Annotated in this window: 25 protein-coding genes; 14 read left to right on the top strand and 11 right to left on the bottom strand. The window is 69.9% G+C overall.

Annotated elements, in window-relative coordinates:
* Positions 1–123 precede the first annotated feature (123 nt).
* From Aco03nite_RS12385 to Aco03nite_RS12425, 9 genes are read left to right on the top strand one after another with little or no spacing between them, the layout of a single operon-like run.
* A complete protein-coding gene (locus tag Aco03nite_RS12385) occupies positions 124–843 on the top strand; it encodes an ABC transporter ATP-binding protein (RefSeq protein WP_203795198.1) in 720 nt (239 codons plus the stop codon).
* Positions 843–1,721: a branched-chain amino acid ABC transporter permease gene (locus tag Aco03nite_RS12390; protein WP_203795199.1), complete on the top strand. Its 879-nt coding sequence runs from the start codon at positions 843–845 to the stop codon at positions 1,719–1,721. The genes Aco03nite_RS12385 and Aco03nite_RS12390 overlap by 1 nt, the downstream gene beginning before the upstream one ends.
* 55 nt (positions 1,722–1,776) lie before the next feature.
* Positions 1,777–2,796, top strand: a complete 1,020-nt coding sequence (locus Aco03nite_RS12395) for a branched-chain amino acid ABC transporter permease (RefSeq protein ID WP_203795200.1) — start codon at positions 1,777–1,779, stop codon at positions 2,794–2,796.
* Entirely contained in the window at positions 2,793–4,055 is a 1,263-nt protein-coding gene (locus Aco03nite_RS12400; protein WP_203795201.1) for an ABC transporter substrate-binding protein, read from the top strand. The genes Aco03nite_RS12395 and Aco03nite_RS12400 overlap by 4 nt, the downstream gene beginning before the upstream one ends.
* 45 nt (positions 4,056–4,100) lie before the next feature.
* On the top strand, positions 4,101–4,847 hold the full coding sequence (locus Aco03nite_RS12405; RefSeq protein ID WP_203795202.1) for an SDR family oxidoreductase: 747 nt from the start codon (positions 4,101–4,103) through the stop codon (positions 4,845–4,847).
* Between the two features lie 17 nt (positions 4,848–4,864).
* The gene (locus Aco03nite_RS12410; protein ID WP_203795203.1) at positions 4,865–5,647 is read left to right on the top strand and encodes an SDR family oxidoreductase; all 783 of its coding nucleotides are present in this window, start codon (positions 4,865–4,867) and stop codon (positions 5,645–5,647) included.
* The gene (locus Aco03nite_RS12415) at positions 5,644–6,621 is read left to right on the top strand and encodes a phosphotransferase family protein (RefSeq protein WP_203795204.1); all 978 of its coding nucleotides are present in this window, start codon (positions 5,644–5,646) and stop codon (positions 6,619–6,621) included. Before Aco03nite_RS12410 ends, Aco03nite_RS12415 begins: the two co-directional genes overlap by 4 nt.
* Positions 6,621–7,829, top strand: coding sequence for an acyl-CoA dehydrogenase family protein (locus Aco03nite_RS12420; RefSeq protein WP_203795205.1), 1,209 nt, complete (start codon positions 6,621–6,623; stop codon positions 7,827–7,829). The genes Aco03nite_RS12415 and Aco03nite_RS12420 overlap by 1 nt, the downstream gene beginning before the upstream one ends.
* Before the next feature lie 40 nt (positions 7,830–7,869).
* A complete protein-coding gene (locus tag Aco03nite_RS12425) occupies positions 7,870–8,463 on the top strand; it encodes a TetR/AcrR family transcriptional regulator (protein WP_203795259.1) in 594 nt (197 codons plus the stop codon).
* A gap of 38 nt (positions 8,464–8,501) precedes the next feature.
* Here Aco03nite_RS12425 and Aco03nite_RS12430 read toward each other — a convergent pair whose 3' ends face one another.
* The 3 genes from Aco03nite_RS12430 to Aco03nite_RS12440 are packed head-to-tail and all read right to left on the bottom strand — an operon-like array spanning position 8,502 to position 11,675.
* The gene (locus tag Aco03nite_RS12430; protein WP_203795206.1) at positions 8,502–9,590 is read right to left on the bottom strand and encodes an alcohol dehydrogenase catalytic domain-containing protein; all 1,089 of its coding nucleotides are present in this window, start codon (positions 9,588–9,590) and stop codon (positions 8,502–8,504) included.
* A gap of 49 nt (positions 9,591–9,639) precedes the next feature.
* Positions 9,640–11,049, bottom strand: a complete 1,410-nt coding sequence (locus Aco03nite_RS12435; protein WP_203795207.1) for an aldehyde dehydrogenase family protein — start codon at positions 11,047–11,049, stop codon at positions 9,640–9,642.
* A complete protein-coding gene (locus Aco03nite_RS12440; protein WP_203795208.1) occupies positions 11,046–11,675 on the bottom strand; it encodes a TetR/AcrR family transcriptional regulator in 630 nt (209 codons plus the stop codon). The genes Aco03nite_RS12435 and Aco03nite_RS12440 overlap by 4 nt, the downstream gene beginning before the upstream one ends.
* 103 nt (positions 11,676–11,778) lie before the next feature.
* Between Aco03nite_RS12440 and Aco03nite_RS12445 the strand changes: the two genes are divergently transcribed.
* Complete coding sequence (locus Aco03nite_RS12445) at positions 11,779–13,314, top strand: long-chain-fatty-acid--CoA ligase (protein WP_203795209.1); 1,536 nt, start codon at positions 11,779–11,781, stop codon at positions 13,312–13,314.
* On the opposite strand, the gene Aco03nite_RS12450 is transcribed toward Aco03nite_RS12445, so the two are convergent.
* Positions 13,311–13,730, bottom strand: a complete 420-nt coding sequence (locus Aco03nite_RS12450) for a (deoxy)nucleoside triphosphate pyrophosphohydrolase (protein WP_203795210.1) — start codon at positions 13,728–13,730, stop codon at positions 13,311–13,313. The two genes, Aco03nite_RS12445 and Aco03nite_RS12450, sit on opposite strands and share 4 nt — an antisense overlap.
* A 182-nt stretch (positions 13,731–13,912) precedes the next feature.
* Here Aco03nite_RS12450 and Aco03nite_RS12455 point away from each other — a divergent pair, with 182 nt between their 5' ends.
* Both Aco03nite_RS12455 and Aco03nite_RS12460 read left to right on the top strand, forming a co-directional pair.
* The gene (locus Aco03nite_RS12455) at positions 13,913–14,224 is read left to right on the top strand and encodes a 4a-hydroxytetrahydrobiopterin dehydratase (protein ID WP_239145093.1); all 312 of its coding nucleotides are present in this window, start codon (positions 13,913–13,915) and stop codon (positions 14,222–14,224) included.
* Between the two features lie 24 nt (positions 14,225–14,248).
* A complete protein-coding gene (locus tag Aco03nite_RS12460; RefSeq protein ID WP_203795212.1) occupies positions 14,249–14,611 on the top strand; it encodes a PH domain-containing protein in 363 nt (120 codons plus the stop codon).
* A 4-nt stretch (positions 14,612–14,615) separates the two neighbouring features.
* On the opposite strand, the gene Aco03nite_RS12465 is transcribed toward Aco03nite_RS12460, so the two are convergent.
* From Aco03nite_RS12465 to Aco03nite_RS12480, 4 genes are all read right to left on the bottom strand, one after another.
* On the bottom strand, positions 14,616–15,521 hold the full coding sequence (locus Aco03nite_RS12465; protein WP_203795213.1) for a hypothetical protein: 906 nt from the start codon (positions 15,519–15,521) through the stop codon (positions 14,616–14,618).
* Between the two features lie 444 nt (positions 15,522–15,965).
* Positions 15,966–16,700 (bottom strand): Type 1 glutamine amidotransferase-like domain-containing protein, encoded by a 735-nt coding sequence (locus Aco03nite_RS12470; protein ID WP_373872598.1) that lies wholly within the window; start codon positions 16,698–16,700, stop codon positions 15,966–15,968.
* Positions 16,697–17,521: a nucleotidyltransferase domain-containing protein gene (locus tag Aco03nite_RS12475; protein WP_203795214.1), complete on the bottom strand. Its 825-nt coding sequence runs from the start codon at positions 17,519–17,521 to the stop codon at positions 16,697–16,699. Before Aco03nite_RS12475 ends, Aco03nite_RS12470 begins: the two co-directional genes overlap by 4 nt.
* 10 nt (positions 17,522–17,531) lie before the next feature.
* Positions 17,532–18,269: a G5 domain-containing protein gene (locus tag Aco03nite_RS12480; protein ID WP_203795215.1), complete on the bottom strand. Its 738-nt coding sequence runs from the start codon at positions 18,267–18,269 to the stop codon at positions 17,532–17,534.
* A 234-nt stretch (positions 18,270–18,503) separates the two neighbouring features.
* On the opposite strand from Aco03nite_RS12480, the gene Aco03nite_RS12485 reads away from it, so the two are divergent.
* Positions 18,504–18,983 carry a MarR family winged helix-turn-helix transcriptional regulator gene (locus Aco03nite_RS12485; protein ID WP_239145094.1) on the top strand — a complete coding sequence of 160 codons (480 nt, stop codon included), beginning with the start codon at positions 18,504–18,506 and terminating at the stop codon, positions 18,981–18,983.
* 51 nt (positions 18,984–19,034) lie between these two features.
* Positions 19,035–19,655 carry a phosphoesterase PA-phosphatase gene (locus Aco03nite_RS12490; RefSeq protein ID WP_203795216.1) on the top strand — a complete coding sequence of 207 codons (621 nt, stop codon included), beginning with the start codon at positions 19,035–19,037 and terminating at the stop codon, positions 19,653–19,655.
* A 7-nt stretch (positions 19,656–19,662) separates the two neighbouring features.
* Here Aco03nite_RS12490 and Aco03nite_RS12495 read toward each other — a convergent pair whose 3' ends face one another.
* From Aco03nite_RS12495 to Aco03nite_RS12505, 3 genes are read right to left on the bottom strand one after another with little or no spacing between them, the layout of a single operon-like run.
* Positions 19,663–19,947: a DUF1905 domain-containing protein gene (locus Aco03nite_RS12495; RefSeq protein WP_239145095.1), complete on the bottom strand. Its 285-nt coding sequence runs from the start codon at positions 19,945–19,947 to the stop codon at positions 19,663–19,665.
* Positions 19,948–19,963: 16 nt separating this feature from the next.
* Entirely contained in the window at positions 19,964–20,377 is a 414-nt protein-coding gene (locus Aco03nite_RS12500; RefSeq protein ID WP_203795218.1) for a PIN domain-containing protein, read from the bottom strand.
* Positions 20,359–20,643 (bottom strand): hypothetical protein, encoded by a 285-nt coding sequence (locus Aco03nite_RS12505; protein ID WP_203795219.1) that lies wholly within the window; start codon positions 20,641–20,643, stop codon positions 20,359–20,361. The genes Aco03nite_RS12500 and Aco03nite_RS12505 overlap by 19 nt, the downstream gene beginning before the upstream one ends.
* Positions 20,644–20,665 lie beyond the last annotated feature (22 nt).

Raw genomic sequence — 20,665 nt, forward strand, 5'->3', positions numbered from 1 at the left:
GACGCGGTCCTGGAGCGCCGGCGGCCGCGAGACGCGGTCCTGGAGCGCCGGCGGCCGCGAGACGCGGTCCTGGAGCGCCGGCGGCCGCGAGATGTGGGCGTGGGGCGCGGCTGAGGGGGCGCCGTGAGTGCCGCGTTGTTGGAGGTCGAAGGGCTGACCGCTGGGTACGGGGCGGCACCCGTACTGCACGATGTGGATCTCACTGTCCGGCCGGGAGAGATCGTTGCCGTTCTCGGGGCCAACGGCGCCGGCAAGACCACACTGCTGCGGGCCCTGTCGGGGCTGATCAGATCGTCCCGGGGGCGGGTCGCTCTGGACGGTGCCGACCTGTCCGGCACCAGAGTGGAGCATCTGGTCCGGCGGGGCATCGCCCATGTTCCCGAGGGCCGGGGTGTGGTCACCGAGCTGACCGTGGACGAGAATCTGCGGCTCGGCGGGCTGTGGCGGCGGGACCGAAGCGATGCCCGAGCGGCGCTCGACGAGGTCTACGAGCTGTTCCCGCCGTTGGCGCAGCGCCGGTCCTTCGCCGGTCATCAGCTCTCCGGCGGTGAGCGGCAGATGCTCGCGCTGGGCCGGGCCCTGGTCGGGCGACCGAGGCTGCTGCTGCTCGACGAGCCGTCGCTGGGGCTGGCGCCGAAAGTGACCGGGCAGATCATGGCCCTGCTGCGGGACCAGCGTGATCGCACCGGGCTGGCGGTGCTGCTGGTGGAACAGAACGTGCGCAGTGCGCTCTCCATCGCGGACCAGGGCGTGGTGCTGTCGCTGGGCCGGGTGGTCACCCGCGACACGGCTGAGGTGCTCCGCGACGACGCCGATCTCCGACACGCCTACCTGGGGTTCTGATGGGTCAATTCGTCTATCTGACCTTCGACGGCCTCAGCCGGGGGCTGGTCTATGCCGCGTTCGCGCTGGCACTGGTGCTGATCTGGCGGGCGGCCCGGATCGTCAACTTCGCACAGGGCGCGATGGCCGTCGCCGCCGTCTACGTGGCCTGGTCGGTGACGAACGCGACCGGGTCGTACTGGCTGGGGTTCGTGGTGGCGCTGTTGGCCGGACTGGTGCTGGGTGTCACGGTCGAGCGGGTGGTGATGCGGTTCGTGGACCACTCGTCGCCGCTCAACGGGGTGGTGGTGGCGCTCGGCCTGGTCCTGATCCTGCAGGGGGCGCTGGGCATCGTCTACGGCAACGAGTACCAGCCGGTGCAGACGCCGTTCAGCCGGGACGCGTTCGAGGTCGGCGGGGTCGCGCTGCTGTCCCGCTACGACCTGTTCGTCTTCGGCGCGGTGGGTGCCGTGGTGGTGGCGCTCACGCTGCTGTTCACCCGGACGGCCGTGGGCCTGCGGATGCGGGCGGCGGCCTTCGCCCCGGACGTGTCCCGGCTGCTCGGCGTCTCGGTCGGCGGCATGCTGACGCTGGGCTGGGCGCTCGCCGCCGCGGTGGGCTCGCTGGCCGGGATGCTCGTCGTCCCCACCGAGCTGGGGGTGCACCCGACAGCCATGGACGTGGTGTTCGTGTCGGCGTTCACGGCGGCCGTCGTGGGTGGACTGGACAGTCCGATCGGCGCGGTGGTCGGTGGACTGGTGGTGGGGCTGCTGCTGTCGTACGTCAGCGGCTACGTCGATGTCACGGTCGCCCCGATGGCCGTCCTCGCCCTGCTCGTGGTGGTGCTGCTGGGCCGGCCCGGCGGGCTCTTCTCGAGCTCGAAGGCGAGGGTGGCATGACCCGGCGGTTCGAAGACGAAGGCGGCATGACCGACGGTTCGGAGGCGATGGTGGCATGACCGACGTGCGGACGAAAGACGCCGTGACCGCTGCCGACGCGCCTGTGACGGCTCGCCGGCGGCGGGTGCATCCGGTGATCGTGATCGCGGTGGGGGCGGTGCTGGTGATCGCGCTGACCTACGTGCTGCCGCCGTTCCGGAACTATCAGCTGGCCACGGTCGGCGCCTACCTCTGCGTGACGGCCGGTCTGACCGTCCTGACCGGACTCAACGGTCAGCTCTCGCTCGGGCACGGCGCCCTGATGGCGACCGGCGCGTACACACTGGCGCTGACCCAGAACAAGTTCCTGAACCTGCCGCTCAGCTTCGCTGTCGCGGTGCTGGGCACGACCGTGGTGGGCGCGGTGATCGGCCTGGCCGCGGCCCGGTTGCGCGGCCCCTACCTGGCCGGGCTGACGCTCGCGGTGGCGACCGTGGTGCCGTCGGTGACCAGCACGTTCGACGAGACGTTCAACAGCGACCAGGGGCTGTCGGTGGCGCTGGACCCGCCACCGGAGACGGTTCCGATGGAGCAGTGGCAGGCCTGGCTGTGCTGGGGCGCGGCCCTGGTCGTGGTGCTGCTGCTGGCGTTGCTGGTGCGCGGCCGGTTCGGGCGTGACCTGCGCGCGGTACGGGACGACGAGACCGCGGCGAAACTGGCCGGCGTCGACGTGGCGCGTACCCAGGTGCTGGCCTTCGTGGTGAGCGCCGCCTGCGCCGGCGTCGCCGGAGCGCTGTTCGCCGTGCTCGCGCAGAGCGTGTCACCGGGCGCGTTCCCGCTGACGCTCTCCCTCTTCCTGCTCATGGCCATCGTGATCGGCGGTCTGGGCAGCCTGTTCGGGGCGTTGTGGGGCGCGGTCCTGCTGGTGCTCCTGCCCACTCTGTCCCAGTCGGTCGGCGAGTCGACCGGATCGCAGCGGCTCGAGGGCAACCTCGCCCTGGTGGTCTTCGGTGTGGTGCTCGTCGTCGTCATGCTCGCCGCCCCGGGCGGCCTCGCGTCAATCCGGATGAAGACAAGATTCAGGAGGAACCGATGAAACGCATAGCGACGGCGGCCCTGGCTGTCACGCTGCTCGCCACCGCGGGCTGCACCGGGAGCGGGGGCGGCGGGACGAGCGGTGCCGCGGTTCCGGGGGTGACCGACACCGAGATCGTGGTCGGCACCCACATGCCGCTGACCGGGCCGGCCGCGGCCGGGTACTCGAAGATCGCGCCGGCCACCAAGGCGTACTTCGACTTCGTCAACGCGAACGGCGGCGTGCACGGGCGGAAGATCAGCTACAAGGTCAAGGACGACGGCTACAACCCGGCGAACACCCAGACCGTGGTGCGTGAGCTGGTGCTCCAGGACAAGGTCTTCGCGATCCTCAACGGCCTCGGTACACCGACGCACACCGGCGTGCTCGACTTCCTGAAGACCAACCGGGTGCCCGACCTCTTCGTGGCGAGCGGCAGCCGGAGCTGGAACCAGCCGGACAAGTACCCGGGGACGTTCGGGTTCAACCCGGACTACACGGTCGAGGGCAAGATCCTCGGGACGTACGTGAAGGAGAACCTGTCCGGGAAGAAGGCCTGCTTCCTCGGGCAGGACGACGACTTCGGCCGGGACAGCCTGGCCGGCATCGAGAAGATCCTCGGCCCGGTGGCGGCCAAGGAGAGCTACGTGACCAGCAATCCGAACGTCGGCCCGCAGATGGGCGCGCTGAAGGCGGCCGGCTGTGAGGTGGTGCTGCTGGCGACTGTGCCCGGTTTCACTGCCCTGTCGATCGGCACCGCTGCGAAGATTGCCTTCAAACCGCAGTTCGTGGTCAGTAACGTCGGCGCCGACCCGACGACCGTCGGTAAGACGCTGGGTGCCGCCGCGCCCCTGATGGAGGGCCTGGTGGCGGCCAACTACCTGCCGCTGAACACCGACGAGGCCAACCCGTGGATCCAGCTGTTCAAGAAGGTCAACGCGGAGCACAACGGCAATGCCGAGTTCGACAACAACGTCGTCTACGGCATGTCGGTGGGCTATCTGTTCGTGCAGGCGCTGCAGGCCGCGGGCAAGGACGTGACCCGCGACAAGATCATCGAAACGGTGCAGAAGAACGGTTTCCAGGGCCCGGGTCTGGTGCCGTTGCGATTCTCCGCGCAGGATCACTCGGGGTACGCCGGACAGCAGCTCACCAAGGTCGAGAGCGGCAAGGCTGTCTACTTCGGGACTCCGTACACCACCGACGACAACGACGGCCCGGTCGCTGCGTACCAGGGTCAGGCCGCGACGCCGCCGCAGAACGGCGTACCGGCCGCGTAATATCTGCACTCAGACTGCAAAAACACGACCACAGGAGGTTGGGCGATGGCGGACCAGGTAGCAATCGTGACCGGAGCAAGCCGGGGGATCGGGTTCGCCATCGCGCAGCGCTTCGTCGCCCGGGGCACCAAGGTCGCCATCACCGGCCGTGACGCCGATGCCCTCGCGGCCGCGGTCAAGGAGCTCGGCGGCCCCGAGGTGGCGCTCGGTGTGGCCGGCAAGGGTGACGACGCCGCCCACCGCACCGCCGTGATCGACACGGTGCGGGAGACGTTCGGGCCGGTCACCACGTTGGTCAACAACATCGGGATCAATCCGGCGTACGGGCCGCTGGCCACCGTCGATCTCAACGCCGCCCGCAAGATGGCCGAGGTCAACCTGATCGGCACGCTCGGCTGGGTCCAGGAGGCACTGCGCGGCGGCCTGGCCGAGACCGGTGGCTCGATCGTCAACATCTCGTCGGTCTCCGGGGTCCGCCCGGCGCCGGGGATCGCGTTCTACGGCACCACCAAGGCCGCGCTGATCCACCTCACCGAGGAGCTCGCGGTCGAGCTGGCCCCGAAGATCCGGGTCAACGCGGTCGCGCCCGCGGTGGTGAAGACCCGGTTCGCCACCGCGCTCTACGAGGGACGCGAGGCCGAGGTGGCGGCCACCTATCCGTTGCAGCGGCTGGGCGACACCGACGACGTGGCAGGTGCGGTGGCGTTCCTCTGCTCCCCCGACGCCGCCTGGATCACCGGGCAGACCATCGTGATCGACGGCGGCCTGACCCTGACCGGCGCGGTCCAGTGAGCCCCAGCGAGTTCGGCGTGACGGCCCCGCCCAAGAGGGTCGTCGTCACCGGCGCCGGCGGCGGGATCGGGGCGGCGCTGGCCCGCCGGTTCGCCGCGGACGGCGCCCGGGTCGTGGTCAACGACCTGAACGCGGAGGCGGCCCACGCGGTGGCCGGCGAGATCGGCGGGATCGCGGTGCCCGGCGACGCCGCCCGTGAGGAGGACGTCCAGCGGCTGATCGACACCGCGTGGACCGAGCTGGGCGGGATCGACCTGTTCTGCTCCAACGCCGGCGTGCTGTCGGCCGGGGACGAGACGACACCTGACGAGCAGTGGCAGCGCGATTTCGGGGTCAACGTGATGTCACACGTCTACGTGACCCGGGCGCTGCTGCCCCGCTGGCTGGACACCGGCGAACCGAAACGGTTGCTGTTGACGGTCAGCGCGGCCGGGCTGCTCACGCTGCTGGGCAGTGCGACCTACTCGGTGACGAAACACGCGGCGCTGGCCTATGCCGAGTGGCTTCGAGCGACGTACGCCCATCGGGGGTTGATCGTCCAGGCGCTCTGCCCGCAGGGTGTCCGCACCGACATGCTGACCCGTGGTGACGAGGGCGGCAGCGGGGCGGCCTCGCTGCTGGCCGAGGGCGCGCTCGACCCCTCGGCGGTGGCCGACGTGGTCGCCGGGGCGCTGGCGGGTACCGGTTTTCTGATCCTCCCCCATCCGGAAGTCGAGGGCTACTACCGCTTGCGCGCGGACGATCCGGACCGTTGGCTGGGAGGCATGAACAAACTCCAGCGCGGATTCGAGACGAAGTGAAGGGCCTTGACCTGGAGAAACTCCAGGCCTATCTGGACAGTCCGCCTCTGAGCGGGACGATGTTCGCGGGCGGGAGGTCGAATCTCACCTATGCGGTGACCGACGGCGCCCGTCGCTGGGTGCTGCGCCGGCCGCCGCTGGGGCACGTGCTGCCCACCGCCCACGACATGGCCCGCGAGCACAAGGTTCTCGACGCCCTGTCCAAGGCCGGGTTCCCGGTGCCGAAACCGGTGCTGCTGTGCACCGACACCGACGTGATCGGGGCCCCGTTCTACCTGATGGAGCACGTCGACGGCACGATCCACCGGGACGCCGCCGGGCTCGGGCCGCAGCAGTTCCGGGAGCTCAACCTCACCCTGGTGGACACGCTCGCCGATCTGCACGCGCTGGATCCGGAGGCGATCGGGCTAGGTGACTTCGGCCGCCCGGCCGGGTTCAACGCCCGTCAGGTGCGCCGTTGGAAGCAGCAGCTCGACGCGTCGCGCAGTCGTGAGCTGTCCGGGATCGAGGAGTTGCACGCCCGGCTCGCCATCGACATCCCGGACGGGGCGGGCGCGGTCGTGCACGGCGACTTCCGGCTGGACAACGTGCTGGTCAGCGACGATCTGGCGGTCAACGCGGTGCTCGACTGGGAGATGTCCACACTGGGTGATCCACTCAGCGATCTCGCGCTGATGCAGGTGTACGCGGGCCGGCCGCTGCTGGAGCGGGACGGCGAGGCGATCGCCCCGATCGACATCCCGGGGCACCCGAGCCTGGACGAGATCGCCGTGCGGTACGCCGAGCGCAGCAAACGGGACGTGAGCGATCTGCACTGGTATGTGGCGTTCGCCGCGTTCAAACTCGCCGTCATCCTCGAGGGCGTGCACTTCCGCTACACCAAGGGTCAGACGGTCGGCCCCGGCTTCGACACCGTGGGCGCGATGGTTCCCGCCCTGGTCGAGCAGGGCCATCGAGCGCTGGAGGGACACTGATGGACTTCGAGTACGACGCGAAGACCGAGGACTACCGCAAACGGCTGCTCGCCTTCATGGACGAGCACGTCTATCCCGCGGAACCGGACTTCCACACGCCCGGCGGCGGCGGCTGGGAACCGCCCGCCGCACTGGCCCCGCTGAAAGCCGCGGCGAAGGAGGCCGGTCTGTGGAACCTCTTCCTGCCCGGTGAGCACGGGGCCGGACTGACGAACCTGCAGTACGCCCCGCTGGCCGAGATCACCGGCCGCAGCCCGGCGGTGGCCCCGCCCGCACTGAACTGTGCCGCGCCGGACACCGGCAACATGGAGGTGCTGGCCGAGTTCGGCACCGCCGAGCAGCAGGAGAAGTGGCTCAGGCCGCTGCTCGCGGGCGAGATCCGGTCGGCGTTCGCGATGACCGAGCCGCAGGTCGCCTCCTCGGACGCCACCAACATCGGCACCCGGATCGAGCGGGACGGTGACGACTACGTCATCAACGGGCACAAGTTCTACATCACCGGCGCGATGAACTCGAACTGCCGGATCTTCATCGTGATGGGCAAGACCGACCCGGACGCCGCCCGGCACGTGCAGCAGAGCCAGATCCTGGTGCCCCGGGACACCCCCGGCCTCACGGTCAAGCGCGGCATGACGGTGATGGGCTACACCGACGGCGACCACGGCGGCCACGCCGAGCTGATCTTCGAGAACGTCCGGGTGCCGGCGTCGAACCTGATCGGCGAGGAGGGCGGCGGGTTCGCGATCTCCCAGGCGCGTCTCGGGCCGGGCCGGATCCACCACTGCATGCGGCTGATCGGGATGGCCGAGCGGGCGCTGGAGATGATGTGCACGCGGGCGCTGGCCCGGACCACGTTCGGCAAGACCCTGGCCGAGCAGGGTGTGATCCAGGACTGGATCGCCGAGTCGCGGGTCCGGATCGAGCAGTCCCGGCTGCTGGTGCTGAAGGCGGCCTGGCTGATGGACACGGTCGGCAACAAGGGCGCGCACACCGAGATCCAGGCCATCAAGATCGCGGTGCCGTCCACGGTGGAGTGGATCCTGGACAAGGCGATCCAGACGCACGGCGCGGCCGGGCTCAGCCAGGACACCCCGCTCGCCGGGATCTGGGCCAGCGCCCGGATGCTGCGGCTCGCCGACGGGCCGGACGAGGTGCACAAGCGGTCGCTGGCACACCGCGAACTCAAGCGATACCGGAGTGGCTCATGAACCGGCCACCAACCCGCGCCGAGCGATACCGGAGTGGTTCGTGACCAACCCACCACCAACCCGCGTCGATGGTCGCACCGCACGGTCCGAGCGGACCCGCAACGCGATCATCGACGCGCACCTCCGGCTGATCGGCGACGGCGACATGCGCCCCACCGCCGACCGGGTGGCCAAGCTGGCCGGGGTGTCGTTGCGCGCCCTGTGGAGCCACTTCGCCGACATGGAGGCGTTGATGGCGGCCAGCGGCCAGCGGGTCCTGGAGCGGCGCGACGCGTCGTACCGGCCGATCCCGGCGGATCTGCCGCTCACCGACCGGATCGAGGCGTTCTGTCACCAGCGGGCGCGCCTGCTGGAGGAGATCGGCCCGGCGGCCCGGGCCTCGTCGTTGAAGGAACCGTTCTCGGCCGGGCTGCAGCGGTACCGGAAACTGCACGTGTCGCGGGTGCGGGACGAGCTGACCGCCACCTTCGGCGCCGAGATCGGCGAGGACGAGGAGTTGCTGAACGCGCTGACCGCGGCCAGCCTCTGGCCGACCTGGTCGACGTGGCGCGACGCCATGGACCTGCCCGTCGATTCGGCGCGTGCCGCCCTGACCAGGCTGGTCCGAGCCATGTTGAACGAGCGCGCGCATTAGGGTGTGCCGGCCTCAACGAGGCCGGCACACGGTGGATGTCAGAGGATGGCGACCGAGCGGGCCCCCTCGCCCCGGGACATGCGGTCGAACGCGGCCGGGACGTCGGCCAGGGTGATCCGGTCGGTGATCAGGTGGTCGAGGTTCAGGGTGCCGTCCAGGACCGCCCGGGCCAGCGCCGGGACCTCCAGGTCGGTGTCGGCCTGGCCGTAGACCGACGCCTTCAGGGTCCGGGCCGAGCTGAAGATGTCCAGCGCGCCCAGCTGGACCATGTCGTCGGCGGCGCCCATGCCGACCACGGTGACCTGGCCGCCCCGGCGGGTGGCCCGCCACGCGGCCCGGATGGTCGACGCGCGGCCGACACATTCGATGGCGTGGTCGGCGCCCAACTTCGAGTTCAGGCCGCGGACCTCTTTGGACAGGCCGTCCGAGGAGACCAGGAAGTCGGTGGCGCCGGCCGCTTCGGCCAGGCCCTTCTTGGCCTCGCTGACGTCGACCGCGATCACCTTTCCGGCGCCGGCGGCACGGGCGGCGGCGACCGCGGACAGTCCGACCCCGCCGAGTCCCAGGACCAGCACGGTTTCGCCGGGCTGGACGCGGGCGGTGTTGCGGACCGCGCCGCTGCCGGTCAGGACCGAACACCCGAGCAGAGCCGCCAGATCAAAATCCAATTGCGGCGGTACGGGGATGACCGCGTTCTCCGGGGCCACCACCTGCTCGGCGAACGCCCCCAGACCCAGGGTCACGTGCACCGGGGCGCCGTCGAGGGTCATGCCGTTCTCCAGGGCGGCGACACCGGACGAGGTGCTGCACAGCCACGGCTGGTCGTGGTCGCAGAACCAGCAGCTGCGGCAGGCCGGCTGCCAGTTCAGCACCACGTGGTCGCCGACCCGGACCCGGCTGACCCGGTCGCCGGTCTCGACCACCACGCCGGCCGCCTCATGGCCGAGGACCAGCGGGTGCGGTGGCCGCAACGTACCGTTGATCATGGAAAGGTCGGAGTGGCAGACCCCGGCCGCCCGGACCTCGACCCGCACCTGCCCGGGCCCGATCTCCGGCAGCCCGAGTTCGACGACCTCGGCCGGAACGCCGGGATCCCGGATCACCAGCCCGTTCGTGTAGCGGCTCATCGGGTCGCCTCCGATTCCGTCCGGCGGCGCGCCGCACTGACTGGTCCGTTCATCGCTGGATCGCCTTGACCTGCTGGAACTCGGCGAGCCCGTAGGCGCCCAGCTCACGTCCGATGCCGGATTGCTTGTACCCGCCGAACGGCGCGAACGGGTTGAACGAGCCCCCGTTGACGTCGACGGCCCCGGTCCGCAGCCGCCGGGCCACCGACAGCGCCCGTTCGTCGGAGCCCCAGACCGCGCCGGCCAGCCCGTACTTCGAGTTGTTGGCGATCGTCACCGCCTCGTCGTCCGAGTCGAAGCCGATGATCGACAGGACCGGGCCGAAGACCTCCTCCTGGGCAAGTTCGCTGTCCGGGTCGACGTCGGCGAAGACGGTCGGCGCGACGAAGTGCCCGGTCGCGGGCACCGGCGCGTCCAGTCCCCCGGCGACCAGCCGGGCCCCGGCCCGCTCGATGAATCCGCGCACCCGCGCCTTCTGATCGGCCGAGACGAGCGGCCCGAGACGGGTGGCCGGGTCGAACGGGTCACCGACGGTGTATCCGGCGGCGGTCTTGGCGGCGAGTTCGACGGCCTCGTCGTAGTGCGACCGGTGCACCAGCATCCGGGTCCACGCGGTGCACGTCTGCCCGGAGTTGAGGAACGCGTTGCCGACACCGACCTTGACCGCCTTGACCAGGTCGGCGTCCTCCAGGATCACGTTGGCGGACTTGCCACCCAGCTCCAGCGACACCCGGGCGATCCGGTCGGCGGCGGCGTGGCTGATCGCCCGACCGGTCCGGGTCGAGCCGGTGAACGAGACCATCGCGACGTCCGGGTGCCCGGCGATGGCCGAGCCGACGACCGGGCCGAGGCCGGTGACCAGATTGAACACCCCGGCGGGCAGGTCGGCCTCGGCGAACGCGTCGGCCAGCAGGTACGCGGTCAGCGGGGTCAGCTCGCTGGGTTTGAGCACGACCGTGTTCCCGGCCGCGAGGGCCGCGCCGACCTTGGCGACGACCTGGTGCAGCGGGTAGTTCCACGGGGTGATCGCGCCGACCACGCCGACCGGCTCGTGCACCACCAGCGAGTTGCCGATCACCTCGTCGACGGGCGGGTGGGCGGCGAGTTCGGCATAGCCGGCGAGCACCGTGAGGGGCAGGCCGGCCTGGACCGCCTTGGCGATCTTGAGTGGGGTGCCGAGTTCCAGGCCGACGATCCGGGCGATCTCGTCGGTCCGGGCGACGAGTGCCCGGTGCAGCCGGTCCAGGGCCGCGCCGCGCTCGGCCGGTGAGGTGGCCGCCCAGCCGTCGAAGGCCTTGGTGGCGGCGGAGACGGCGAGGTTCACGTCCTCGGTGGTACCGGCCGGCACGTGCCCGAACACCTCCTCGGTGTACGGGTTCTCCACCTCGATGCGGTCGCTCGTGTCGGGCGGCACGAAGGCGCCCCCGATCCAGTGCTGGTCACGGAAGACCGACGTCATCGGCGTACCCCCTGGTCGTAGCGGTGGGACAGGCTGTCGATCAGCAGATCCAGCCCGAGTTCGAAGGCGCCCTCGTCGACGGCGGCGCGATGCGCGGCGAGTTCGTGGGCGCGGTGCAGGTGCGGGAACCGGTCGTAGAGACCCGGGTCGTTCTCGAAGCCGAGCGCGAACGAACCCAGCGCGGATCCGGTGATCAGGTAACGCATCAGCGCGCCGATGTGGGTGGCCCGGGCCCGCGACCACCCGGCGTCGATCAGCGCGCCGTAGACCGCCTCGGCCATCGCCAGCCCGGCCGGACGGCGGCCCGGGCCGGTGGCCAGGACCGGCACGATGTTCGGGTGCGCGGAGAGGACCGCGTGGTACGACTTCGCCCACAGCCGCAGCCCGTCGCGCCAGTCGGTGCCGTGAAAACCGGAGATGTCCACCTGCGCGACCACCGCCTCGGCGACCGCGTCGACGATCTCCGCCTTGGTGGCGAAGTGGTTGTAGAGCGACGGCCCCTGCACCCCGAGCTCGGTGGCGAGGCGCCGCATCGAGCACGCCTCGATGCCTTCGGCGTCGATCAATGCGGCGGCGGCTTCGACGATGCGCTCCCTGGTGAGCAGCGCCTGCCGGGGCCGGGCCATGGGAACTCCCTGAGAAAACCGGAATCAACACTGGACGTGTAAAAACTTACGCCGCTAGTTTAAGCACAGCTGCGACGTGCATCACACGAATGAGGAGCCCAGGATGACGACGCTATCCCTCGCCACTGTTCTCGCCGAGGCGGCGCGTAGATACCCCGAAAAGGTAGCGATCGTCGACGAAGCGGGCGGCCGGATCACCTATCGAGACCTCTGGGCGCAGACCCGGGCGTACGCCGGCGGATTGAAGGATCTGGGGGTTGGTCCTGGCGACACCGTGGCGGTGATGATCCCGAACGTCGCCGACTTCCCGCGTGTCTACTTCGCGGCGCTGGCCGTCGGCGCCCGGATCGTGCCGGTGTCGCTGCTGCTCAACGCGGAGGAGGTCGGTTACGTCCTGACCGACAGCGGCGCGGATCTGCTGGTCACGCACTCGGCGATGCTGCAGGTCGGCGCGGCCGCGGCGGCTGCCACCCAGACCCGGCTGGTGAATGTCGGCCCGCTCCCGGCGGATCTGCCGCAGCACCCACCGCGGCTGGAGGAGATCTCCAAGGACAAGGAGCCCCTGCGGACGTACGTCACTCGCGAGGCCGAGGACGTCGCGGTGATCCTCTACACCAGTGGCACCACCGGCAAGCCGAAGGGCGCGCTGCTCACCCACCTGAACCTGGTGATGAACGCGGCGGTCAACGTCTTCGACGTGCACCCGCTGACCGGCGACGACGTGGTGATGGGCTGCCTGCCGCTGTTCCACACGTTCGGTCAGACGGTTGGGATGAACGCGACGTTCCGGCTCGGCGGAACCCTGGTGCTGCTGCCCCGGTTCACCGGCGAGGCGGCGATCGAGCTGATGATCCGGGAGAACGTGACGATCTTCCACGGCGTGCCGACGATGTACATCGGTCTGCTGGAGGCGGCGGCCAAGGCGGAACAGCTGCCGCAGCTCAAGCTCTGTGTCTCCGGCGGGGCGTCGCTGCCGGTGGCGGTGCTGGAGAAGTTTGCCGCGACGTTCGGCTCGACCATCTGGGAGGGGTACGGGCTGAGCGAGACGTCCCCGACCGCCACCACCAATCAGCCGTCGTTCGGCGCCAAGCCCGGCACCGTCGGCCACCCGATCTGGGGTGTCGAGGTGGAGATCGCCCGCCCCGAGGTGCCGGAGAGCATCGAGTTCCTGCCCGACGGCGAGCTGGGCGAGATCGTGATCCGCGGGCACAACGTCTTCGCCGGCTACCTGAACCGTCCGGAGGCCACCGCCGAGGCACTCGTCGACGGCTGGTTCCGGACCGGTGACCTGGGCGTCCGCGACGAGCAGGGCTTCATCAGCATCGTCGACCGGACCAAGGATCTGATCATCCGCGGAGGTTTCAACGTCTACCCGCGTGAGGTGGAGGAGGTGCTGGCCCGGCATCCCTCGATCCAGCAGGTCGCGGTGATCGGGGTGGCCGACGCGACGCTCGGTGAGGAGATCTGCGCGGTCGTGGTCCCTTCCGACATCACCTTGACCGAGCCTGACCTGATCGAGTGGGCGAAGGAGCACCTGGGCAAGCACAAGTACCCGCGTCAGATCCGCTTCACCGAGTCGCTGCCGCTCGGGCCGAGCATGAAGGTGCTGAAGCGGGAGCTGCGCAAGCAGTACTCCTAGAGCAACCTCGGCAGCTCCGCCACGATCGGCACGTCGGCGGGCAGCCACGGGACGCTGTCCAGCTGGTCCACGGTCAGCCAGCGCATGGAGCGGTGCTCCAGCGCCTCCGGGACGTCGCCGTCGAGAAGTTCGACGGCGTACACCCGGAGCACGGCCCGGCCGTGGGCCAGCGGCACGTCCGGGCCGACCCGATCGCCGACGGCCACCCGCACACCCAGCTCCTCGGCGCACTCGCGGGCCAGGGCCGCCTGCTCGGTCTCGCCCGGCTCGACCTTGCCGCCCGGGAACTCCCAGCGTCCGGCGGCCTCCGGCGGTGCGCTGCGCTCACAGGCCAGCACCCGGCCGGCGGTGATGATCACAGCCGCGACGATCACCCTGGGTGATGTCGAGGGCTTGACGTATTGTTCGGGCCGCATACGGTCAAAGATCTCACGAAAGTTCACCGTGCAGGTTGCCCGTTGCCGCCCTGATCGTCACCCAAACACGGATATGTGGGCGTGGACAGCGGTGGCCGGACGTACGAAACTGTGGGGCACCGACCATGACGACTCGGCGACAGTTCGGCCACAAGCCGGCAACGACGCTAAGGGGGGTGGCAGTGCGGGCACGAAAACGCCGGAACTCCGACTCGGATTATCTCAGCGACGCCCTGACTCTGCTGAGCGGCTGGACCCGTGACGGAGTCCAGCTGCGCCGCGAACTGGCGTGCGACGACAGTCAGCACGCCGCACTGACGGAACGCATCAAAGTAGCCGCGGACACGCTGCACATCCGTCCGACCATTCGGCGCTCCGACGGTCACACACAGATCTGTCTCGGTCAGCAGGACGGCACCGACATCACCGACGGTGAGGTCACCCTGGCCGCCCGGATCGAGGATTTCTACCGCACCGTGGTCGAGACGACGTAGATCACGACCACTACGCTGCGGCACATGACTGACGTGGTTTACGACAACAAGGGTCAGCTCGAGCAGATCCAGGACGGTCTGCTGGAGGGCGAGCAGATCATCGCCGTCTACGACGCGATCGGCGCCGGCACCGGCTTCATCGGCCTGACCAACCGGCGGATCATCATTCAGGACCAGTCCTACGTGGGCAAGCGGTTCGCGATCACGAGCATCCCCTACTCCAAGGTGAGCAGCGTCAGCGTGGTCAGCAACAAGAGCTGGGCCGGCCAGTTCTTCTCCTCCGGCACGATCGCGATCGCGGTCGGCACCCACACGTACGAGGTGGAGTTCCGTGGTTCGGAGAAGACCCACCACGTGCACAACGTGATCCTCAGCTTCGCCTCCTGAAGCCCTAGGACCGCTGCCCGCCGGGCGCCTGCGTGAGATCCCAGACGTAGCGACGACCGGCGGGTTTCTCGTCCCGCCAGACCACTTCCCACCTGCCGCGTACGTCGCGCTCCGGCTCGCCCATCCGGCCGTACCCGGCTCGCTCCTTGACGCTCGGCGGCTGATCACTCTCCGGGAAGCTGAAGGTGACCTGGAACCGGGTGAATGCCGATGGGGTGCCGCTGACGGTCGGCAGCCGGTCGTCCCAGACGACCTGGTCCCAGCCCCGCTCCCGCAGCGGCCGCCAGAGCCCGACCGGCCGGTAGTCGACCTGCCATTCGGTCCGTGTGGTCAGTGCCGGATCGAATATCAGCCATACCCGTAGCCGCCTGGTCTGTTCCAGGGGAAGTGCGGTGATGGTGCCGCCGACCGGGCGGATCGTCTTGAACGAGATCTCGTCGAGCCGGGCCAGCCGGTCGGTGTCGGTGGGCACGATCGGTCGCATGGTCCGGTGAGTGACCAGCGGGTCCGGCGTGGTGACCCGCTTCTCCACGATGCGGTCACTCTCGTCGTTCTCACCGACCGTGACCAGGACTTCGAGGGTCTCCGAGAAGAGCGGCCGCTCCCGCTCGCTGATCCGTTGAATGGCGTCGAGATAGTGCTGGTGACCGGCCTGTTGCAGGGCCAGCAGCCTGGCCGCGTCCTGCAGGTCACCGGTCAGGTCCCGGATCCGGACCACGAACGCGAGCTGCCACAGGCGGACCACGAAGTAGAGCAGGCAGGCCAGGAAGATGGCGGTGAGCGCCCACTGGGCGACCTCGATGGGGATCTCGGTGAGCTGCGCGATGCCCGATGCCAGCCCGATGAGCACGACCGAGACGTTCAGGGTGCCCCTGAAGAGAGTCTGATAGATCGACGGAGTCTCCGGCATCGTCACAATGATGTCGAACGGAGCGTGCGCGATAAATCCTCATATGGAGTGACAAGGCACGGCTGGGGACGGTCGATCGTCCGATATCCGCTGACCGATCAGGTGAAAACCGTTGCCCACCGTTTCCCGGGCGACGCATGCTACCCGGGAGCAATCAGATCCGTCGATCTTAATTCCCCCGGAGGCGATCCCCGGTGCTGAGCCACTTGAACCAGCCCCTGACCCGGCGTTACCGAGTGGGCGGCGGTGAAGGGGGCCAGCCGCGGCGGCAGGGCGTCCTGCTCTTCGTCATGGCGATGCTGTGTTCGGCGGTGTTTGTAGGGCTCGCCACGGTCGCGTTGCACTGAGACCGCGGCGAGGCCCTCAGCTTCCGCCTTCGCCGCCTCTGCCGTACATGACTCTCCCTCTTACACGGATGTACTCCGCACTGCCAACGCTTTCAGCCTAGGTCAGGACGCGGGTCGGCAAGGCCGTCTCGGTCACTGTCCCGTCGGCGGCGCGCTTCAACTCGTACGCCAAGGGGCCCTCGCGGTCGGCGACCGCCTCGGACAGTGACGTGCCGCGGTAGATCAGCCCCGCGCCGTCGTCGGTGGCGTAGCCGTCGCCCAGCGTGCCGTCGCCGACCAGCCGGTGCATCGTCGGACGGCGCCGTTCCTCGCTGTCGTAGTGCACCCCGTTGCTGCACGGCAGGAAGCCCAGCCCGTCGGTGAAACCCTTCAGCTCGTGCCCGAAGCTGTCGGTGCTGCCGCCCTGGTGCCAGCAGATCGAGCCGGCCGAGACCCCGCTCAGCACGATCCCCTTCTGCCACGCCTCGTGCAGGATCTCGTCCAGGCCGTGCACCCGCCAGACCGCGCACAGGTTCGCGACGCTGCCGCCGTCCACCCAGATGACGTCCTGGGCCAGCAGGTGCGCACGGATGTCGTCGACGTTCGGCATCGGGAACAGCTGCAGGTGCGACATGGTGAACTCGGTCCCGGCGAACGCGGCGTAGTGGTAGCCGATCCGCGCCTCGGGGTCGCCGGTGGCCTGGGTCAGCACACAGATCTTCGGGGATTTCGGGTTGCCGGCCAGCTCAGCGGCCAGGTGGTGGATCGCGCCGGGCCGCATGGCCAGCGGGCTGACCTGACTGCGGCGGAAGAAGGCGCTGGTGGCGAGAATGGTGGGTACGTCTGCGGTCACCGCAGCATCATCGCGCACGCGTCGGCGGTCTCCAGCACGATGTCCTCGGCGAGATCGATCGCCTCGGCCAGGCGCAACGGATCGGGCCCGATCGACGCGAAGACCCGGTCCACCTTCACGGCGAAACCGGCCGGCGCACCGGGCAGCAGAGCGGTCGCCGCCACCGCGCCCTTCTCGTTGATCAGCCAGCGTCCGGCCGCGCCGTGCAGCGCGTGCGTGAGCACCCCGACCGCCCGGAACAGACATCCCGCGACGTACGCGCTGTCGCCCCGCGTCACCGCCTTGCGCGCGATCCCGATCAGGAAGTCCGCCTCCCACAGCCCCTCGACCAGGGCCTCGGCGAGCGGGCGGGGAAAGACCCGGACGCGACGTTGCAGGTCGGCCAGGTCGCCGGTCGGATCGGCGAGGATCCGGGCCAGAGCCAATTCGCCCGGGTACGAGTGATCAGGCACTCCGAGCGGGTGGCCGGCCTGGACGTGGAACCGGTACCTGCCCTGTTCCGCCTCCGCCCAGCACCGCCGGACCCGGTCCAGATCACGGTAGATCCAGTCCACGGCGTGCCCGTCGATCCGCAGCCAGCCGCCGCCGTCCACCCACGGGCCCCACTCGCCGACCGCGGTGACCCGGGCGCCCGGACCGGCCACCGCCACCGCCAGCTCACCGAGCCGCACCGTGTCGAGCGGCGCCCGGTAGTAGAGGCCCAGGTCGTGGTCGGACTCCTCGGTGTGGGTGCCGCGGGCCCGGCTGCCCCCGAGGACCACGCCGATGACACCGGGGATCTCGACCAGCCGGTGGGCGAGTTCGTCTTCGCTCAGTGCCATGTTCTGATCTTCAGTCAGCGTCTCGGCTGAACGGTAGGCAGATCCCCAGAACGTTGTCGCAGAACGGGTCCACGACGCTCTGCTTGCGGGAGCCCACCGCCACCACCCGGTTCAGCGGGCGGGTGGTGATCGAGCTGCCGAGCAGGCGGCGCGCGGTCGGCCGGCCGTCGGTCAGGGTCACCAGGTAGCGCAGCGTCTCCTCGCCGGGTTCGCCGTCGGCCTCGACCCGGCGGGTGCCGCGCAGCATCGTCGCGTCCTTCACCACCTCGGTGCCGTACGGGACGATCCGGGTCTCCAGGTCGGTGCGGGTGGTCACCACCGGGGCCTCGGCGGCCGGCGCCTTGCGGGCCTGGGTGCCACCGGTCCGGCCGGTGCCTGCCACCCGGGCCTGGCGCGGGCCGGTCCGGTCGGCGCGGTCGTCGGTCACCCGTTGCCGGCTCAGCCGATCACTCGCGGTGTACACCCGCTTGCGGGCGGCCGGCGCCTGCTGTTTGACGGTCTCCTTCCCGGCCGCTTTCGGCTTGACCGGTGTCTTCTGTGCCGGCGGCGGCATGTCCCCGGGCCGCCGGGGCAGCGGTTGTGCGGCGGCCGCCGCACGGCTCACCACCTCGGGATCCTCTTCCAGGTACGGGGCACCGAGATCGGGCTCGGCGACGGTCACGCTCTCCGGCTCAGGTGCGAGGATCGTGGCGACACCGGCCGCCGAACCGCCGACGACCACGAACATCGCGGCCGCACCGGCGGCCATCCGGGCGCCGAACGGGAGGCGGGCCCACCAAGACTTTCGTGGCGTTTCGAGCAGATCCTGCCAAGAGTCACTAGTTGTCTGGTTTTGCACCAAAGCATTGTTACTTTCCCTGACGCGTCGGCAAATCGCCCGCCGGTCACCCGAAGGACTGACTGCCACGCCCCGAACCCGATCCCGTCCGTTGCCCCGACTAGGTGGAAAGTAGACAGGCGCTCCGGGCCTACCATCGCAGCCATGGCCGAACCACCCGCCCCACTGACCGCCGACGAAGAGGCGGTGATGCGCGCCCTCGGCCGATTCCTGCTGGTCATGCCGCGGGCTCTCGACGCCGACCTGGAACGCGAACAACGCATGTCCGCCAGCGAGTACGCGGTCCTGCGCCACCTGTCGGAGACTCCCGGGCGGCTCATGCGGATGAGCGAACTCGCCACGGCGTGTGATATGTCACTGAGCGGCATGACGCGGCTGGCGGCCAAGCTCGAATCCCTCGGATTCCTGCGCCGCGACCGCTGCCCCACCGACGCCCGCGGGGCCAACGCCGTGCTCACCGACGCGGGCCTGGCCCGGCTCCAGCAGGCCTGGCCGACCCACCTGGCCAGCGTCCGCCGGCACATCTTCGACCACCTCGGCGAGCTGGACCTGAACCGCCTGGCCGCCGCGTTCACCGCGATGACGTCCTTCCCCGCTCCGCTGTCGCCCGCCCCCAAGAGTTGATCTTGCCGGGTTGCCCGCCCGCTCCGGCCGCCCGGCCGGTTGGATGATGGGATGGTGCTGACAGCTGCCCCACGCTCCGCGACGGCCTCGAAATTCCTGGACCGGACCGCGACGGTGGTCTCCGAAGTGCTGGCCCCCGCCGTCCTCGTCGCCGCCCTGCTGCTGATCGTCGGCTGGCACGCCGGCGACACCCCGGGCGTCTCCCGCTGGTGGGGCCTGCCCGGCGCCCTGTTCGCCGCGGCGATCCCGCTCGGTTACGTGCTGCACGGCGTCCGCAACGGCCGGCTCACCAACCATCACATCCCGGAACGGGCCGACCGCCGCATCCCCCTGATGTTCGGCACCGCGTCCCTGATCGCCGGCCTGCTCCTGATGCTGGCCCTGGGCGCCCCGCGGGAGATCCTCGCCCTACTCGCCGCCGGTGGCGTCGGCCTGGCCGTGTTCGCCCTGGTCACACACTGGTGGAAGATGTCCATCCACGCCGGCGTGGCAGCCGGCACGGTCGCCGCCCTGACCGCCGTCTACGGCTGGCCGGCCCTGCTGGGCACCCCGCTGGTCCTGCTCGGCTGCTGGGCGCGGGTCCGCCTGACCGCCCACACCCGGGCCCAGGTGGTGGTCGGAGCCCTGGTCGGCGCCTTGATCGCCGGCACCGTCTTCCCCCTGCTCCGCTGACCCTTTGTCAGGACTTCTTGGGGGCGGGCCTGAGTTCCACGGTCACGACGTCGCCCACACTGATGCCCTCCGCCTTACGGACGGCATCCTTGAGCGGAACCAGGTACCGCCCGTCCCGTGGAAACAACGCCGTACCGAACTCGGTGCCCCCGATGACGACCCGCACCGGAATCTGCCCCCAGTAGATCAGCGCCCGGGCCGCCTCCTTGAGATCAGCACTGTCCCCCTCCGGCATGGCCACGAAGTAGAACGGCGCAGGCCCCCGCCACTCGACAACTTCCCCCACAAACACCCATTCCACGGTCGTCTCACACCGCTATGAGCCGGACGCGGTCACCGCAGAGCTTGGCTATGTCGTCGATGTCGGAGGTCAGGACGGCCACCGGGCGGTGCTGGCGCAGCGCGGCCTCGGCGACAACAGCGTCGATCGCATACTTGTGCCCGTGCAAACCGGCGTTCATCAACAGCTTCGATGCCGATCGCGCTTCCTCGTCACCCACCACGATCACGCGCAGTCCGGAAAGCACCCAGTTCAGGCGGGACATGCTGGTGCGAGAGTGCACGGCCTCGATGATGGTGAGGGCGCTGATCACGACCTCCATGCCGCGCGAGCGGGCCTCGGCCACCAGCGCGACCACCTGCTCGTCGTCGGCGAGCAGCTTGGAGAGGCCCTCGCTGTCGAGGACCAGCGTCCCCTCATGACTCAGCCTGCGGCGAGCCATTCGCCCTCCTCCGCGAAGACCTCGTCGAAGACCTGCCGGGCCCGCTTGCGCGCGTGCTCGGAGACCGGCCCGTTCCGGACCTCGTAGTCCGCCAGGTACTCGTCGAGAACCCGGCCGCGCAGCTCCCGCTCCACGGCCTCGGCGATGAACGCGGAGAACTCGCGCTTGCCCACCCGGGCTCGTATCGCCTCGGCCGTCCCCTCCGGCAGCGACAGGCTCACCCGCGTCGCGGGCCCTTCGCCGATGCTGTAAGTCGCCTCACTCATGGCACGAGTGTGTCAAACGAGT

The organism is Actinoplanes couchii (assembly GCF_016862075.1).
GTDB lineage: Bacteria > Actinomycetota > Actinomycetes > Mycobacteriales > Micromonosporaceae > Actinoplanes > Actinoplanes couchii.

What these genes read in the sequence shown, in the direction of transcription:
- Aco03nite_RS12405 (WP_203795202.1), top strand. Translation starts at nt 4,101, where the DNA reads ATGGCGGACCAGGTAGCAATCGTGACCGGAGCAAGCCGGGGGATCGGG.
- Aco03nite_RS12390 (WP_203795199.1), top strand. Translation starts at nt 843, where the DNA reads ATGGGTCAATTCGTCTATCTGACCTTCGACGGCCTCAGCCGGGGGCTG.
- Aco03nite_RS12420 (WP_203795205.1), top strand. Translation starts at nt 6,621, where the DNA reads ATGGACTTCGAGTACGACGCGAAGACCGAGGACTACCGCAAACGGCTG.
- Aco03nite_RS12485 (WP_239145094.1), top strand. Translation starts at nt 18,504, where the DNA reads ATGGCCGAACCACCCGCCCCACTGACCGCCGACGAAGAGGCGGTGATG.
- Aco03nite_RS12395 (WP_203795200.1), top strand. Translation starts at nt 1,777, where the DNA reads ATGACCGACGTGCGGACGAAAGACGCCGTGACCGCTGCCGACGCGCCT.
- Aco03nite_RS12505 (WP_203795219.1), bottom strand. Translation starts at nt 20,643, where the DNA reads ATGAGTGAGGCGACTTACAGCATCGGCGAAGGGCCCGCGACGCGGGTG.
- Aco03nite_RS12435 (WP_203795207.1), bottom strand. Translation starts at nt 11,049, where the DNA reads ATGACGTCGGTCTTCCGTGACCAGCACTGGATCGGGGGCGCCTTCGTG.
- Aco03nite_RS12450 (WP_203795210.1), bottom strand. Translation starts at nt 13,730, where the DNA reads ATGCGGCCCGAACAATACGTCAAGCCCTCGACATCACCCAGGGTGATC.
- Aco03nite_RS12500 (WP_203795218.1), bottom strand. Translation starts at nt 20,377, where the DNA reads ATGGCTCGCCGCAGGCTGAGTCATGAGGGGACGCTGGTCCTCGACAGC.
- Aco03nite_RS12430 (WP_203795206.1), bottom strand. Translation starts at nt 9,590, where the DNA reads ATGAGCCGCTACACGAACGGGCTGGTGATCCGGGATCCCGGCGTTCCG.
- Aco03nite_RS12490 (WP_203795216.1), top strand. Translation starts at nt 19,035, where the DNA reads ATGGTGCTGACAGCTGCCCCACGCTCCGCGACGGCCTCGAAATTCCTG.
- Aco03nite_RS12465 (WP_203795213.1), bottom strand. Translation starts at nt 15,521, where the DNA reads ATGCCGGAGACTCCGTCGATCTATCAGACTCTCTTCAGGGGCACCCTG.
- Aco03nite_RS12475 (WP_203795214.1), bottom strand. Translation starts at nt 17,521, where the DNA reads ATGGCACTGAGCGAAGACGAACTCGCCCACCGGCTGGTCGAGATCCCC.
- Aco03nite_RS12400 (WP_203795201.1), top strand. Translation starts at nt 2,793, where the DNA reads ATGAAACGCATAGCGACGGCGGCCCTGGCTGTCACGCTGCTCGCCACC.
- Aco03nite_RS12460 (WP_203795212.1), top strand. Translation starts at nt 14,249, where the DNA reads ATGACTGACGTGGTTTACGACAACAAGGGTCAGCTCGAGCAGATCCAG.
- Aco03nite_RS12480 (WP_203795215.1), bottom strand. Translation starts at nt 18,269, where the DNA reads ATGGCCGCCGGTGCGGCCGCGATGTTCGTGGTCGTCGGCGGTTCGGCG.
- Aco03nite_RS12440 (WP_203795208.1), bottom strand. Translation starts at nt 11,675, where the DNA reads ATGGCCCGGCCCCGGCAGGCGCTGCTCACCAGGGAGCGCATCGTCGAA.
- Aco03nite_RS12445 (WP_203795209.1), top strand. Translation starts at nt 11,779, where the DNA reads ATGACGACGCTATCCCTCGCCACTGTTCTCGCCGAGGCGGCGCGTAGA.